Annotated in this window: 20 protein-coding genes and 1 tRNA gene; 16 read left to right on the top strand and 5 right to left on the bottom strand. The window is 51.0% G+C overall.

The window, feature by feature from the left end:
- Positions 1-7: 7 nt before the first annotated feature.
- The 3 genes from AWJ19_RS36305 to AWJ19_RS06460 are packed head-to-tail and all read left to right on the top strand — an operon-like array spanning position 8 to position 1,835.
- Positions 8-400, top strand: coding sequence for a hypothetical protein (locus AWJ19_RS36305; RefSeq protein ID WP_241781623.1), 393 nt, complete (start codon positions 8-10; stop codon positions 398-400).
- The gene (gene allB, locus AWJ19_RS06465) at positions 292-1,407 is read left to right on the top strand and encodes an allantoinase AllB (RefSeq protein WP_241781626.1); all 1,116 of its coding nucleotides are present in this window, start codon (positions 292-294) and stop codon (positions 1,405-1,407) included. The genes AWJ19_RS36305 and allB overlap by 109 nt, the downstream gene beginning before the upstream one ends.
- Positions 1,408-1,454: 47 nt before the next feature.
- Positions 1,455-1,835 (top strand): helix-turn-helix domain-containing protein, encoded by a 381-nt coding sequence (locus tag AWJ19_RS06460; protein WP_068722224.1) that lies wholly within the window; start codon positions 1,455-1,457, stop codon positions 1,833-1,835.
- Here AWJ19_RS06460 and AWJ19_RS06455 read toward each other — a convergent pair.
- Entirely contained in the window at positions 1,825-2,454 is a 630-nt protein-coding gene (locus AWJ19_RS06455; protein ID WP_068722223.1) for a PAS domain-containing protein, read from the bottom strand. The genes AWJ19_RS06460 and AWJ19_RS06455 overlap by 11 nt on opposite strands.
- 35 nt (positions 2,455-2,489) lie before the next feature.
- Positions 2,490-2,687: a Rha family transcriptional regulator gene (locus tag AWJ19_RS06450; RefSeq protein WP_068722222.1), complete on the bottom strand. Its 198-nt coding sequence runs from the start codon at positions 2,685-2,687 to the stop codon at positions 2,490-2,492.
- Positions 2,688-2,829: 142 nt separating this feature from the next.
- On the opposite strand from AWJ19_RS06450, the gene AWJ19_RS06445 reads away from it, so the two are divergent.
- From AWJ19_RS06445 to AWJ19_RS06435, 3 genes are all read left to right on the top strand, one after another.
- Positions 2,830-3,195, top strand: a complete 366-nt coding sequence (locus tag AWJ19_RS06445; RefSeq protein ID WP_068722221.1) for a helix-turn-helix domain-containing protein — start codon at positions 2,830-2,832, stop codon at positions 3,193-3,195.
- 85 nt (positions 3,196-3,280) lie between these two features.
- A tRNA-Leu gene (locus tag AWJ19_RS06440) sits at positions 3,281-3,363 on the top strand.
- A 109-nt stretch (positions 3,364-3,472) separates the two neighbouring features.
- The gene (locus AWJ19_RS06435) at positions 3,473-3,859 is read left to right on the top strand and encodes an STAS/SEC14 domain-containing protein (RefSeq protein ID WP_068722220.1); all 387 of its coding nucleotides are present in this window, start codon (positions 3,473-3,475) and stop codon (positions 3,857-3,859) included.
- A gap of 69 nt (positions 3,860-3,928) precedes the next feature.
- Here the strand turns inward: AWJ19_RS06435 and AWJ19_RS06430 are convergent, their stop codons facing one another.
- Positions 3,929-4,384 carry a DUF5301 domain-containing protein gene (locus AWJ19_RS06430; protein ID WP_068722219.1) on the bottom strand — a complete coding sequence of 152 codons (456 nt, stop codon included), beginning with the start codon at positions 4,382-4,384 and terminating at the stop codon, positions 3,929-3,931.
- Between the two features lie 264 nt (positions 4,385-4,648).
- Here AWJ19_RS06430 and AWJ19_RS06425 point away from each other — a divergent pair, with 264 nt between their 5' ends.
- Complete coding sequence (locus AWJ19_RS06425) at positions 4,649-5,011, top strand: DUF1304 domain-containing protein (protein WP_068722218.1); 363 nt, start codon at positions 4,649-4,651, stop codon at positions 5,009-5,011.
- A gap of 80 nt (positions 5,012-5,091) precedes the next feature.
- On the opposite strand, the gene AWJ19_RS06420 is transcribed toward AWJ19_RS06425, so the two are convergent.
- On the bottom strand, positions 5,092-5,571 hold the full coding sequence (locus tag AWJ19_RS06420) for a glutathione peroxidase (protein WP_068722217.1): 480 nt from the start codon (positions 5,569-5,571) through the stop codon (positions 5,092-5,094).
- Positions 5,572-5,744: 173 nt separating this feature from the next.
- On the opposite strand from AWJ19_RS06420, the gene AWJ19_RS06415 reads away from it, so the two are divergent.
- From AWJ19_RS06415 to AWJ19_RS06405, 3 genes are all read left to right on the top strand, one after another.
- On the top strand, positions 5,745-6,173 hold the full coding sequence (locus tag AWJ19_RS06415) for an organic hydroperoxide resistance protein (protein WP_068722216.1): 429 nt from the start codon (positions 5,745-5,747) through the stop codon (positions 6,171-6,173).
- Positions 6,174-6,361: 188 nt separating this feature from the next.
- Positions 6,362-6,640, top strand: a complete 279-nt coding sequence (locus AWJ19_RS06410) for a hypothetical protein (RefSeq protein ID WP_068722215.1) — start codon at positions 6,362-6,364, stop codon at positions 6,638-6,640.
- Between the two features lie 85 nt (positions 6,641-6,725).
- Complete coding sequence (locus AWJ19_RS06405; RefSeq protein ID WP_068722214.1) at positions 6,726-7,145, top strand: thiol-disulfide oxidoreductase DCC family protein; 420 nt, start codon at positions 6,726-6,728, stop codon at positions 7,143-7,145.
- A gap of 59 nt (positions 7,146-7,204) precedes the next feature.
- Here AWJ19_RS06405 and AWJ19_RS06400 read toward each other — a convergent pair whose 3' ends face one another.
- Positions 7,205-8,389, bottom strand: a complete 1,185-nt coding sequence (locus AWJ19_RS06400) for a copper amine oxidase N-terminal domain-containing protein (RefSeq protein ID WP_068722213.1) — start codon at positions 8,387-8,389, stop codon at positions 7,205-7,207.
- Positions 8,390-8,679: 290 nt separating this feature from the next.
- On the opposite strand from AWJ19_RS06400, the gene AWJ19_RS06395 reads away from it, so the two are divergent.
- The 6 genes from AWJ19_RS06395 to AWJ19_RS06370 all read left to right on the top strand — a co-directional run bounded on the left by AWJ19_RS06395 (position 8,680) and on the right by AWJ19_RS06370 (position 13,711).
- Complete coding sequence (locus AWJ19_RS06395; RefSeq protein ID WP_068722212.1) at positions 8,680-9,849, top strand: AAA family ATPase; 1,170 nt, start codon at positions 8,680-8,682, stop codon at positions 9,847-9,849.
- Positions 9,842-11,110: a CpaF family protein gene (locus tag AWJ19_RS06390; protein WP_068722211.1), complete on the top strand. Its 1,269-nt coding sequence runs from the start codon at positions 9,842-9,844 to the stop codon at positions 11,108-11,110. The genes AWJ19_RS06395 and AWJ19_RS06390 overlap by 8 nt, the downstream gene beginning before the upstream one ends.
- A gap of 113 nt (positions 11,111-11,223) precedes the next feature.
- A complete protein-coding gene (locus AWJ19_RS06385; RefSeq protein WP_241781625.1) occupies positions 11,224-11,943 on the top strand; it encodes a type II secretion system F family protein in 720 nt (239 codons plus the stop codon).
- Between the two features lie 28 nt (positions 11,944-11,971).
- Entirely contained in the window at positions 11,972-12,844 is an 873-nt protein-coding gene (locus AWJ19_RS06380; RefSeq protein ID WP_068722210.1) for a type II secretion system F family protein, read from the top strand.
- Between the two features lie 13 nt (positions 12,845-12,857).
- Entirely contained in the window at positions 12,858-13,046 is a 189-nt protein-coding gene (locus tag AWJ19_RS06375) for a Flp1 family type IVb pilin (protein WP_068722209.1), read from the top strand.
- On the top strand, positions 13,046-13,711 hold the full coding sequence (locus AWJ19_RS06370) for a TadE family protein (protein WP_068722208.1): 666 nt from the start codon (positions 13,046-13,048) through the stop codon (positions 13,709-13,711). Before AWJ19_RS06375 ends, AWJ19_RS06370 begins: the two co-directional genes overlap by 1 nt.
- The last annotated feature ends 18 nt before the right edge of the window (positions 13,712-13,729 follow it).

Raw genomic sequence — 13,729 nt, 5'->3', positions numbered from 1 at the left:
AGAGGGCATGGAATCCGCGACTTCATATGATCTCGTTATCACCGGGGGACATATCGTTACAGAATCAGCCGTAGAGCGCAAGGATATTGGCATTGTAAATGGTGTAATTTCTGAAATCTCAGAGAATATCGATCCGGCTGGGGCCGCTGTGGTGGATGCCCGGGGGTTGACCGTGATGCCGGGTGTAATCGACTCGCACGTGCATTTCAATGAACCGGGACTAGGCTCCTGGGAAGGATTCCGGACGGGGTCGGCTGCACTTGCAGCGGCGGGGGAACCTGCTTTTTGGATATGCCGCTCAATGGCATTCCTCCAACCGTTACCCTCGGCGCACTTCAGCAGAAGAGAGAGTGTGCTTCGGGCAGAACGTATGCCGATTACGGCTTCTGGGGCGGGTTAATGCCCGGCCATCTTAAGGACCTGCCTCTGCTGGCACAGGCGGGAGTGATCGGATTCAAGGCATTCATGTCCTCTCCGGGTGACAAGGATAAGGAAGCGTTCCGCCGTTCGGACGACCGTACCCTCAAAGAAGGGATGCGGATTATCGCTGAGACGGGAAAGGTGCTGGCACTCCATGCGGAGCATGAGCCCATTGTAGCACGCTTAACCCGGGAAGCCCGCAGCCAGGGGCATCTCGGTGCTGAGAGCTATACCGCCTCCCGTCCCATAGCAGCGGAGGTGGAGGCGGTGGAGACGGCGCTGCGTTATGCAGCCGAAAGCGGATGCCGTCTGCATTTTGTTCACATCAGCAGCGGGGCTACTGCGGAACGCATCCGGGAGGCCCGGAATTCGGGACTCGATGTGACACTGGAAACCTGCCCCCATTACCTTTGTCTGACCGACAGCGATTTCGCGGCCATGGGCGCGGTTGCTAAATGTGCGCCTCCCCTGCGTAATGCGGAAGAGCAGGACAAGTTGTGGAATAAATTACAGGAAGGCTGGTTCGATTTCCTGGCTTCCGATCATTCGCCCTGCCCGGCAGAGCTGAAGACCGGTACGGATATGTTCGAGGCCTGGGGCGGCATCGCGGGAGTACAGAGTACCCTTGAGCTGATGCTGGATGAGGGACATCTAAAACGGGGTATTCCGCTGCCGCAGCTGGCACGTCTGCTGTCAGGGGCTCCCGCGGAGCGGTTTGGGCTGGATCCAGTGAAGGGGCGCATCGCAATAGGCTGCGACGCCGATCTTGCAGTTGTCGATCTTAATACCTCATATACACTGCAGGCATCGGACCTCTATCAGCAGCACCGGACTTCGCCGTATATCGGCCGCCCGTTCGGGTGTAAGGTTAAAAAGACACTGCTGCGGGGACGGATAATGTATAACGACAGCGAAGGGCTTCTAAATCCAGGTAACGGCAGGGAGCTGGGGGCAGTCTATTCGGGTGCTATGAATATAAGCCTGTAATCAGGCTGAGGGTAAACGGCACGGGACCATTCGAAGGAGGGAAAGCGATGATGGCAACAGCCGGCGGATTATCCGCCGTTCAACAAGAGCTTATGCTGCTTGTCCGGGGGATTCCCAGAGAACAGATGCGGCTATACGTCGACCGTTATCTTGGCAGCCTGCTGGCAGGAGACGGGTATGATCCTGAACTCTTGCTGACGCTGGAAACGTATGCGTCCTGCAACGGCCACATGAATGAAATGTCCTCCCGGCTGTACATCCACCGCAACACGGCAGCATACCGGCTTGAGAAGCTGGAGCGGCAGCTCGGTATTTCACTAAGAGAATCTGAAAACCTGCTGCTGCTGAATATGGTCTTTCTGTTCCGGCGCCTGCTTGAGGCAAATGAGCCTTATTGTAAACATATAAATAGTAGAACTACTGGTTGAGAACCCCGGCGTATTTCGGATAGAGCTGGCGTATACAATCCGGGCATATATCATGGGTAAACTGCAGTGAGAGCTGAAGCTGAAGGAAGCGCTCAACCGTGATCCATTCCTCCTTGCTGCCGCGGACTGATTTGCAGGAAGCGCAAATGGGTACAAGACTGCCGGAAATACGGCGGGGACGCAGAGGATGACAGCTGCGGACATGCTCATGCTGGCGCGGTTTAGCGGGTCCCTTGTCGTGAAGGGAGAGAATAAGGGACTGAATGCCGCAAGAGCGCTCTGTAAATAGCGGAAAAGCGTCCAGACTGAATACGCGGTCAGGCTGATCAGGAATGTGCATTATGAATTCGGAGCTGGAAATCAGGCGTCCGCCCTGAAGGACATGCTGCACCGCATTATCCAATGCTGTCAGCTGAACAGGAATAGCGATCCATTCTTCAAACAGCTCCAGATAATGGCTGCCCGTCATGCTTATGGCCGAAGACAGCCCCCAATGCTCCAAATATGCGTTATAATGATCATTAATAAACAGGATGATTCCGCTTCTGTCTATAACCAGAGCTTTATGTGTCAGCGTGTTAAGAGAAGAAGTAAGGGATATAGATAAGCTTAATGGCAAGATTATCGCTCCTTGAGTGCTTGCAGGATAGGTAGTCAAGATGGAGGCAGATTCAGAAGCTCGGATACTTGACGCCGGTAGCGCTCGGCTTTCCGTGTACCATGTATCAGATTGGACAGGCGGTATGGCGGAATTCCGTGCAGCTCGCAGAATTTTTTCTGATCAAGCTGTAATTCCGTCAGCCTCTGTTTGATCGCCCAGCCATAGGGGGTCACAGGACGCTTGCTGTTCAACAGGCTTCACCTCTTATCGACCATCCAGCCGTATGATATAATCGTTTGGAACTGATAATAACCAATTATACACTTTTTTACGTCATTTTACAATAAAAATAACGTTTTTACGTCAAAAAATGTTGTGGAGGTAGCGGGTCCGATGCAGTCGATATATGAGCGGATTGAATATCTGATCAAGCAGAGGGGAATTACGAAAAAGTATTTTTATGAGCATCTTCATATCAGCTCAGGTAATTTTGGGGACTGGAAGCGCGGAAAGTCTACGCCGGGGACTCAGCATCTGATCAACATCGCTGAATTTTTTCATGTCAGCCTGGATTGGCTGATTCTGGGCAAATCCACGGTTGATGGAGTACGTGAAGAAGGAGAAGCGTATTTTTCTGCCCAAATGAGGCAACTGAGTTGCCAAAGTGAAGAGCTGCTGCCCAAGGAGCAGGAATTTATCAAGGAGTACATAGCGTTTACCCGATACCGCAGGCAGAAACAGGATGAAGAAAATTCCTGACAGGCTATCTTTACAATTGCTGCACAACGGTTTATAATATTGAATGTTGGCCTCAGACAAAGCTTTAGTTTTTGAAACACACCGCGCGGTAGTGGTGGAATGGCAGACACGCTATCTTGAGGGGGTAGTGGGCGTACGCTCGTGGAGGTTCGAGTCCTCTCTACCGCATCATATTTTTGAACAGAACAAACAACAGGGCAGTAATTCTCTAGACGAGAGTTGCTGCCCTGTTTTTTTACTATAACCTTATGGACAAAATTTGTGGAGGGATATTCGGATGATCGTCAAATCTCCTGGAGGTTCCATTTTCCCGTATCACTACAAGGGCGGAGAAATACACTGTTTGAAATACGGCAGCTTCCACTCCAATAGCGAATCTTTGTTCAATTTAATGAAAGCGGAGGAAGCTTTTATTTTAGGGCAGATTAGACGTCTTGCTGTATGGGTGGATTTTTACGAAACACGGCTTACGAAGGAAGTAATGCTTGAATTTGCAGGCAATCTGGCCAGGCTGGAGTCCCATATCATAAAGGTGGCGATCGTCGGGGATTATTTCAGCAGACACCGGCTCCACAGGTATTTGCGGAAGCAGGCTGGGCAATTTACGGTTCCGATTCAATATTATAGCGATCCGGAGGAGGCTAAGGCGTGGCTGGTTGAGTAATCTCTAAGCAGGACTACTTTTATTCAAAGGAACGCTTCCTAATCCTAACAGCTGATGACTTCGGGCTTTTCAATTGAATAACTCTGTTATTAATTGAAGAGCAAAATCATTTGTTATTTTGTAAGATAATGACTGATTTTTTGAAGTATCTAAGTTATACAGAAATAAATTTAAATAATGATTGTCATATAAAGTGATTCCAGCTGCGTTTTGATTGTTTTCTCCCTTTACTGTAATCCAATAAGAATGGTCAAACTCAATATCTGAAAAAGAATCCTTTTTCAACTTCAATTCAGAAAACACTAACATGATTTTGTTGATTGTTTTTGAATCAGTTATGGTTACACTCTTTTCATCCGGGCCGTCTATCTGAATAATTTCTATTTCGCTAACCTTATTTAAATTGAATGACTTTCTTATAGCTTCATCGAAAGTTGAGGAATGATTAAAGTATAGGAACAATCCGAATCCCAAAACTACGAGCACCAGAGCAGTAGCAATAATAGTAAACCGCCGATTTTTCATTAAAGGACTCCTTATAATGTTCTTTTTGATGAAACTAATACCATATGACCCAATATTAGCAATAAGCGGTTGTTTGCTTCAAGTTTTTATCTTAATAATCGTAGCTTCTGAATTGTGTGAGGAATCTGCAGTGGGATTCAGCCTATCTCATGGAAGAATCTAAGAGACTTGAGATGTAGAGATATAGAATGATGTGAATTAATTGTGTAAAATAATATTGTTAGTGATATAATGGTCATACAATTAACCGCGGAGGGGAATCACATGACAATAAGTGTAGTTCTGGTTGCGATTATTGCCTTACTGCATATCTACATACTCTATCTGGAAATGTTCCTTTGGGCGACACCGAAGGGGCAGAAGGCATTCGGCACCACAGCTCAGGTAGCGCAGGATTCGAAGGGGCTCGCTTTTAACCAGGGACTGTATAACGGATTTCTGGCAGCGGGGCTGATCTGGGGAATTTTCTATCCGGATGCCGCTGTAGGCCGGCATATCCAGCTATTTTTTCTCAGCTGCGTGCTGATTGCCGGAATTGTCGGCAGCCTGACAGCCAAAAGATCCATTTTGTATATTCAAGCTGTACCTGCCCTGCTGGCTATCGTTGCTGTCCTTATGAAATGGTAACTGTATTATGAAAAAAACTCCCTGTATCCGGCCTTTGCCGGGTGAGGGAGTTTTTTGGTGTGGCCAGAAATAAAAATGAACTAGTCCAGCAGCTTGGCGATATCGGCTTCGATCTGGTCAGGAGTGGTCGAAGGGGCGAACCGCTTCAGCACCCGGCCCTCCTGATCCACGAGAAATTTGGTGAAGTTCCATTTGACGCTTTTGGATCCCAGGACGCCTGGTGCTTCTTTTGATAAATACTTGAATAGCGGATGCGCGCTATCGCCTTTGACATCGACCTTTTCGTACATCGGGAAGGTTACCCCGTAATTAATCTCGCAGAACTCGGCGATATCCTCACTCTCACCAGGCTCCTGGCTGGCAAATTGATTGCTCGGAAAGCCGAGCACCTCAAAGCCGCGGTCCTTGAATTTATCGTAGACCTCCTGGAGACCCTTATATTGGGGGGTGAATCCGCATTTGCTGGCTGTGTTGACGACGAGCAGCACCTTGCCTTTGTACTTGGAGAGCGACTCTTCCTGGCCGCGCAGGGTATTGGCTTCATAATCATAAATGCTCATGAATCAGGCCTCCCGAACATAAATTTATCACAATTTAATTTTACACTATATATTTTAAGATGCAAGCGTAAGGATTGTGACAAGACCGGTATCATCGTTTCAAAAAATACCTGTAGTTTAATTTTAAGTGTGTGTAAGTCAAAAATGGATTCCCAAAAAGGAGTAGATTAACGATGACCACATTAAAAGCTTTGTATACAGCGACAGCGACGGTTAAGGGTGGACGCGAAGGTTCGGTAGAATCCTCAGACGGCGTTCTCAAGCATGATCTGAAGATGCCTAAAGAGCTTGGCGGACCCGGAGGTAACGGTACCAACCCTGAGCAGCTGTTTGCAGCAGGATACGGGGCATGCTATGAGAGTGCGCTCGCCAATATTGCCCGTAAAGAGGGCGTTAAGCTTCAGGATGTTACGGTTACCTCCAATGTGCTGATCGGTAAGGATGAGAGTGACGGCGGCTTTAAGCTGGGTGTGAGACTGGACATCAGCCTGCCGGGCATTGAACGTTCCCAGGCTGAGGACCTGGCCAAGAAGGCGCATGAATTCTGCCCTTACTCCAAAGCAACACGCGGAAATATAGATGTGGAGCTCAATATCGTTTAAGTTGACTATAAAGCTGTATTTTTGGGAAAAATGGCTAAATAGAGACGGAAGTCTGGTTGGCGGGACAAATAGGCGGCGGCAGCGCGTACTTCGGTTGACATCACCCCCAAAAATCTTTATTATGTCTAAGTACTTGTTAAAGCTACGTGTGCTATCAGAACCAAAAATTTAGATAATGGGTGATGAAGATGTCTTACAGACCGAAAATTACGAGCGTGACCAAAGCCAGCAGCAATGATAAAGTGGGCTTGTACGAATTTATTATCAAAACTGCTGACGGAACACAATGCCGCGCGTTTTACAGCCGGAATCCGGAATGGAAAATGACGAACATCAGCCGCCTGCTTAAAACTCCATGCCCGGTGTGCCGCAAGGACTTCATCTGCAAGTGCATGGAAGCATACACCGCTGATTTCGAAGATCAGATGATCGGTGACCAGTGGATTGAAAAGGCGATTGCCGAATAATGTAACGGACGGACAATAAATGCGCGGGAGCTATCCCGCGTTTTTGTTTTATATACGATTGGCGGTATGCAAAGGGGGACGGAGTGTGAAAAAGGAAATAAGCCTGGAAGCGGGGCAGGCAGTTGTATTGATCGATGGTGTCTGTCATCTGTGCCAGGGGCTGGTCCGGTTCATTATTCCGCGTGATCCCATAGGCCGGATAAAGTTCGCTCCGCTGCAGAGTGACAAGGGGCGTGAGCTGCTGCTGGCTGCAGGGCTTGAGCCTAACCGGCTGGATACGGTGGTTCTGCTGGAGAACGGAAGGATCTATACGGAATCTTCTGCTGTGCTGCGCATTGCCGGTAAATTACGTTTTCCGTGGCCGGCGGCATACCTGTTTATTATCGTGCCTTCTCCGCTGCGCAATGCGGTGTACAGGCTGGTTGCGCGGAACCGTTACCGCTGGTTCGGACGGGATGAGTCATGTCTGCTCCCAACACCTGATATTAAGCGAAGATTTCTGTAAAGTTAAAACAAAAAAGCAACGGGAGGATTCCCGCTGCTTTTTTGTGCTGGTTCAATATGTTATTTAAGCGGCTCGGAAGAAAGCGGGTAGCTCTGCACAAGCTTCCATTTGCCGTCTGCTGTTTTTTTCAGCGTAGTGACTGTTGTGCTGCGGCTGTCTTGGAACTGCGGTCCCTTGAGCTTTTTGATGGACTGTACTGTATATAGGGCGGCTGTGTCGCCTGTGTAATCGATAACCTTCGACGATTCTACTGTACCCTGAAGGTCATAAGCCTGGAAAAGCTGGGCTGCCACTATTTTGTTCTGCTCATAACCAGGGGAGGACTCATCAATAGTCGACATCAGTCCTTCAAGATCTTCCTTGTTAGTGTAGTCCATATTGGCGGCAAATACAGCCTTGATGGCATCTTCATCTGCTTTTGGTACGGTTACGGAAGCTGTCAGGGCCCCCTCCGGCAGGCTGTACTTCACGGCTTGAAGCTGAATATTGCTGATCTTCCAATCGGCATCTTTGGAGCTGCGGGTGAGGGAATAAATATATTCCATCTGGCTGTTTGGCATAAACGGTCCGCTAACCTTTTCAGTAGTCTCGATGGTATGTACCGTCACCTCGTTGGTTTTGGCATCGACGATGTTCAGCTGGTCTACAGAAACTTTGAGATTATAGGTTTCGAACTGCTGTTTGAGCTGTGTACCAATCTGGGCGAGTGGTGATTTGGAATCAATAAGGCCCATAAAGCCGTCATAGCTTTCTTCATTAGAATACTTCACATACTTGCTGAAAAAGTCAGCAACGGAGGCGGTTTCGTCAGTGGCCTGCAGGCTTGTGATCTCAACGGTTCTGGTAGCAGCATTCCAGACTACGTGATTGCCGGTGGCTTCACTTACAAACCGGATCGGCACATAGGTGACGTTCTTGATCATTTTCGGGGCGGTCTGAAGCGGCTTGACGATACCGTTAATGCTGGCGTTTTTGCTGCCGAGCTGCAGCTTGATGACCAGCCCTTCCTTGGTTGCCGTAATGGTGCTTGTCTTGGCATCAAAAACGACGCTCAGGCCCAGCTTCTCGAAGATAGGCCGCATCGGTACGAGAATCGCATGGCCGTCATTTAACGGTGCGCCTGTGGTAAGCTTAAGCTGCTGCTGGTCGATCTGGACTGTAATCGGTTTCTCGGCTGCAGACGCGGAGAGGCTGATTGCACTGGATAAAGTAAGGACAGCGATAAATCCGGGCAGTAATTTCATTTGTGGCAGGTCTCCTTTGTAGATAAATGGTTTTGTCTGGCAATTCTTTACCAACTACCAGTATAACCTTTAATGCACTTTGGGTATATATCCCATAATGGACATGGTGTACCAGGGAGCTTTGGAGGTACTTATAGGAATATTATTTTCAAAAAAAGATTGCCGCCCTTCTGCATATATGCTACTATAGCTGTAAATTAAAGGATTACGAGCGGAAGCACCGTTCAATGACCGTTTCTACGGTTATTGACGGTGCTTTTTTTGCTTTGTCAGAGAGGAGAGTGGCGGTTATGGCGGCAAGAGTAGTGCTGGCCGTACGCGAGAGCCAATATATCGAACCCTTACTGCATTATTTGCATCACAGTGACTACGGGGAGTTGCTGAGAATTTCCGCCTTCAGCAGGCTGGATACCTTTATGGAATTTATGAGCAGCGGAGAGCCGGTGGATGCGGTAGTGGGCGATCTTGTCTTTATTGAAGCCTGGCTGGTGGAAGGGAAGAGCACCGTGCCGTGGGCGGTTCTCAGCGAGGATGGAAGAACTGCGGGTAACAATGAAAGTCTGGCAGGCGGAATGGTCATTCAGAAATATCAGTCCTTGCCGTCACTTCTGGAATCCCTTCTCCAATTGTGCGAGGTCAGGCGTCTCCGGCCCGTTTCTGCCCGCAGAGAGAAGACACTGCTGCTCGGTATAGTCTCGGCCAGCGGCAGCAGCGGCAAAACAACCCTTGCGCTCAACATGTCCAAACAGCTTGCCGCAACGGGCCTGTCCGTCTTCTATCTGAACCTGGAGAGCGTGGACAGCAGCGGTGTACTTGTTCGGATGCCTGCTCCTAAGGCACAGGGACTGGAACAGCTGCTGTATGAGCTGAAGGCTGGATATCCGGACGGCGGAGAACGTGCGGCGGAGAAGATTGAACTGGACAGGTATGTATGCAGGCATGAGGCTCTGCGCTGTGACCGATTCATGCCGGTGGAGAATTTCAAGGAGATGCTGCAGATGACAGAGCCCGATACGCTGGATTTGCTGGATCTGCTTGCTGCAGCCGGCCACTACGACGTTGTGCTTGTTGATACAGGTTGCATTGAGGAGGAACGGACGCAGGCAGTGCTGAAGCGCTGCGGCGTGCTGCTATGGATGCTCAGGAGTGATGAGACGAGTCTTTATAAGACGGTCAAATGGCTGGAGCATGGCAGCTATGCCCACTCCGGCTGGCCGCAGGATGTCCGGGATAAAAGCCGGTTCATTCTGAACTTTGCTGAAGCTTCCGGGTACAACAGTGCGGCTCTGGAAGGGCTTGAACCGGCAGGTGTGCTTTCTTATATCCCGGCCTGGGCGCTGCAGCATCATGTGGAGCTCTGTCTGGAATCACTGCCGTTTATAGCAGGTGTACAGCAATTGTGCCGGGACATCATCGAGCCGCTGCTCCCGGAAGTATTCACAGGTAGTCTGCATGAATGAGGAATTGTTCAGAAAGCTGAAACGGGATATCCGTGCCGGGCTTGACGTCACAGCATCCGTCGGGAACCGCGAGCTCAGCAGTTATATTGAGCGGACGATTCTAGGGATGCAGAGCCTGCGTTATTTGACCGCCCAGGAGAAGCATGAACTGATAAAGAAGCTGTTCGATTCCTTCCGCGGTCTCGATATTCTGCAGCCTCTGGTTGATAATCCGGCGATTACCGAGATTATGATCAACAGCCATGAAGAGATCTTTGTGGAGGAGGAGGGACAGATCCGGCGGCTGCCGCTGGCCTTTGAGTCCAGGAGCAGGCTGGAGGACATCATTCAGACTGTGGTCTCCGGTGTAGACCGGGTGGTCAATGATTCTTCGCCGATTGTAGATGCCCGGCTGCGGGATGGCTCCCGGGTCAATGTGGTGCTGCCGCCGGTTGCGCTGAAGGGGCCGGCCATGACCATCCGCAAATTCCCTGAAACACCGATGACGATGAATGACCTGGTGCGCCGGGGCGCGCTGAGCGGGGAAGCTGCAGAGCTGCTGCAGATTTTTGTGGCGGCAGGCTACAACATTTTTATCAGCGGCGGGACCGGCTCAGGGAAGACCACCTTCCTTAACGCACTGTCCCAGTTCATACCGCCCCAGGAACGGGTCATCACGATTGAGGATTCAGCCGAGCTGCAGATTGTTACTGTGCCGAATCTAGTCTCTCTGGAGACGCGGAATGCCAACACGGAGGGGCGGGGGGAGATTACCATCCGTGACCTGATCCGCTCCTCCCTGCGGATGAGACCTAACCGTATCGTTGTTGGGGAGGTGCGGGGGGCCGAATGCCTTGATATGCTGCAAGCGATGAACACAGGACACGCTGGAAGCATGTCATCCGGACATTCTAACAGTGCCCGGGATATGCTCAGCAGGCTGGAGACAATGGTGCTCAGTGCAGCAGATCTTCCGGTTGCCGTAGTCCGGCAGCAGATCAGCTCGGCCATTGATATTTTTGTACATCTCTCGAGGCTGCGGGACCGTTCGCGGCGGGTGGTGGAAATCTGCGAAGTGGCCGGACTACAGGAAGGGGAGGTGGTGTTGAACCCGCTGTACGAGTTCCGCGAAACCGGGGAGCGCGAAGGGAAGATTGAGGGCAGCCTTGCGGCATGCAGCAATCCCCTGCTGCATGCCGGAAAGCTGAAGCTGGCCGGCATTTATCAGTACCCGCTGATGGGCTTTGCAGCCGGACCCGGGATGAAGGAGGCGGTATGCTGAAGCAGCCGGATAAGAAGCCTGCCTCCCGGCAGGGAAAAGTCAGAAAACGTGTTATCCCAGGTGCTGAGGAGGGGGCAGAGAGCAGGCCGCAGCTGCCGGATTATACCGTCTACATGCTGTCTCCCCGCTTGAAAATAGCGGCACTGCTGGCAGGCGGGCTGTTGATGTTCGGCATCGGTTATCTGTTTTATCATCAGCTGCTGATCTCTATGCTGCTGGTTCCGGCCGGAGCTTATGCGCCGCGGATGCTGCGCCAATATCTGAAGGACCGGCGGCGCTCTGCACTTAACCTGCAGTTTAAGCAGACACTGTTTTCACTTTCCTCCTCGCTGTCTGCCGGACGCTCTGTGGAGAATGCTTTCCGCGAAGCGGTAGCCGACCTCCAGCTGCTTGATCCCGAGGGGAACAGCGATATGCTGGCCGAGCTGTCCATTATCTGCACGAGGATGGAATACAACCAGCCTGTTGAAGAGGCGCTGCATGATTTTAGCCGCCGGGCTGGAATGGAGGATGTTGAACGGTTTGCCGATGTATTTACCGTCTGTAAGCGTACTGGCGGTGATCTGGTTGAAGTAGTACGCCGCACTTCCACCATTATTGGAGAGAAGTTGGATATCCAGCAGGACATTGCGGTAAGTATCGCCCAGAAGAAGTTTGAAGCCAAGGCATTGCTGGCGGCACCGCTGCTGATGGTTTTGTTTATGAGCCTGACCGCTAGTGACTACATGCAGCCTATGTACACCGGCGCAGGCATGGCTATTTCTACACTTTCATTAGCCGGCTTGTTCCTGTGTTACCGGTGGACGACAAAGATTATGGATATTCCGCTATAGAGCGGTAAGGCCGTTTGGAGGTGAGGACATGCGTTGGGTAAGCGGTGCTGCAGCAAGTGTGCTGGTTCTTGGCTGGCTTCTGCTGCGCATGAAATGCGGCCGGCGCTATGCCGGGCTGCGGAGTCTCCCGATGGAGGGACTGAGGCTGCGGGCGGCCGGGGAGCCGTTTCTGCTGCTGATCGAGAAGTGGCGAATTGGCAGCCATCTGCCCTCGGTCATGTTCAGAATCCAGCGCTCGCTGCAGCGTACCTACGGTGTGCGCTACAGCCCGGAGCGGACACTGCTCTTCACGGGCGAAATGCTCAGCTACAGCTGGCTGTTTATGCTTGGGGGTGGCCTGCTGACCCTGCTTAGCGGTGAGGAGGCAGGGTTCATTCTCGGCGTGCTGCTGGCGCTGATTCTGCCGGCCGCCCTGGTAAGTGATCTGCACAAGAAAGTAAAGCTGCGGGAGCAGAACATTATGCTGGAGCTGCCGGAGCTGCTGAACAGCATTGTACTGCTGGTTGGTGCCGGCGAGACTGTGCAGCGGGCGATTGTCCGCTGTGTAGAGAGCCGCAAAGGGGATTACAGCCATCCGCTTTATAAAGAATTGTTCACAATGATTACCGAATGGGAGGGCGGCTATTCATTCCAGCAGGCCTTTGAGAATTTCAGCAAGCGCTGCGCGGTTCAGGAGGTGTCGCTGTTTACCACTACGGTGCTGCTGAATTACCGCAGGGGAGGTGCAGATTTTGTACTGTCTCTGCGTGATCTGTCACGGATGTTATGGGAGAAGCGCAAGGCGCTAAGCCGCACACGCGGGGAACAGGCTTCCTCGAAGCTGGTATTCCCGATGGTGCTTATCTTTTTGATTGTAATTGTGCTGGTGGGAACACCTGCAATCATGATGCTCAAAATGTAGGAGGATGAGGACAATGATGATAACGATAGCAGAAGCAGCAAGACGCTTGTGGAAGGATGAAGAGGGGCTGGGCACGCTGGAGATGATTATGATCATCGCGGTACTGATTGCGGTAGTTCTTGTATTCCGTACGGAAATTGTCAAGGTAGTCAAGGATCTGATCAGTACGGCAGGAAGCAAGAGCCAGGAAGTTTTTGAGTAATGAATCTGCGGAGTGAGGAAGGCAGCTTCACTATTGAGGCCTCTTTGCTGCTGCCTATCATTATGGGAATTATCATGCTGCTCCTGTTCTTCAGCCTGTATACCTATCAGCGAACGATGCTGCTGCAGGCTTCCTCTGTGATAGCTGAAAGGGCTGTATACAACTGGGACAACAGCCATAAGGGGACCAGCGGGGAGTTTGCTGCCGGAGAATATGATTCCTTATATTGGCGGATCGGTGAAGATGGTCTGCTTGCCTCCCTTTTCGGTACAGGGGCGCTAAATGGGGGAGTGAAGCTCGCTGTGCCGGCTGCCGGTATTCAGCAGGCTTTGCCTGAGGTAAAGCTCTGGCAGTCTGCAGAGAATATTCCGGCTAATATGACCGGGGAGCTTATCTACAGCTACAGTATGGCGAGCCGTACAATAAGCGCCCAATTGAAGCGGATGCTTCAGCTTCCCATGCTGGATGGGCTGCTGGAGGATGGGGCAGTGCCTGTCGTAACGACACGGTCTGTAGTCACAGAACCGGTAGAGTTCATCCGTACTGTCGAGCTTATGCGCTATTATGGTGCAAAGTTTAAGAGCGGTGGTGGACAGTACGGCAGCTCCGGAACAGGCATGGATAAGCAGGATGCCGCAAAAATGCTGAATGTGCTGAAGAAATGAAACTGCAGAAGCCGATTG

Source organism: Paenibacillus sp. DMB5 (assembly GCF_001517085.1).
Classification (GTDB): Bacteria; Bacillota; Bacilli; order Paenibacillales; family Paenibacillaceae; genus Paenibacillus_AQ.
Note: the sequence above shows the minus strand (reverse complement) of the source record. Positions and strands in the feature narration are given on the sequence as shown.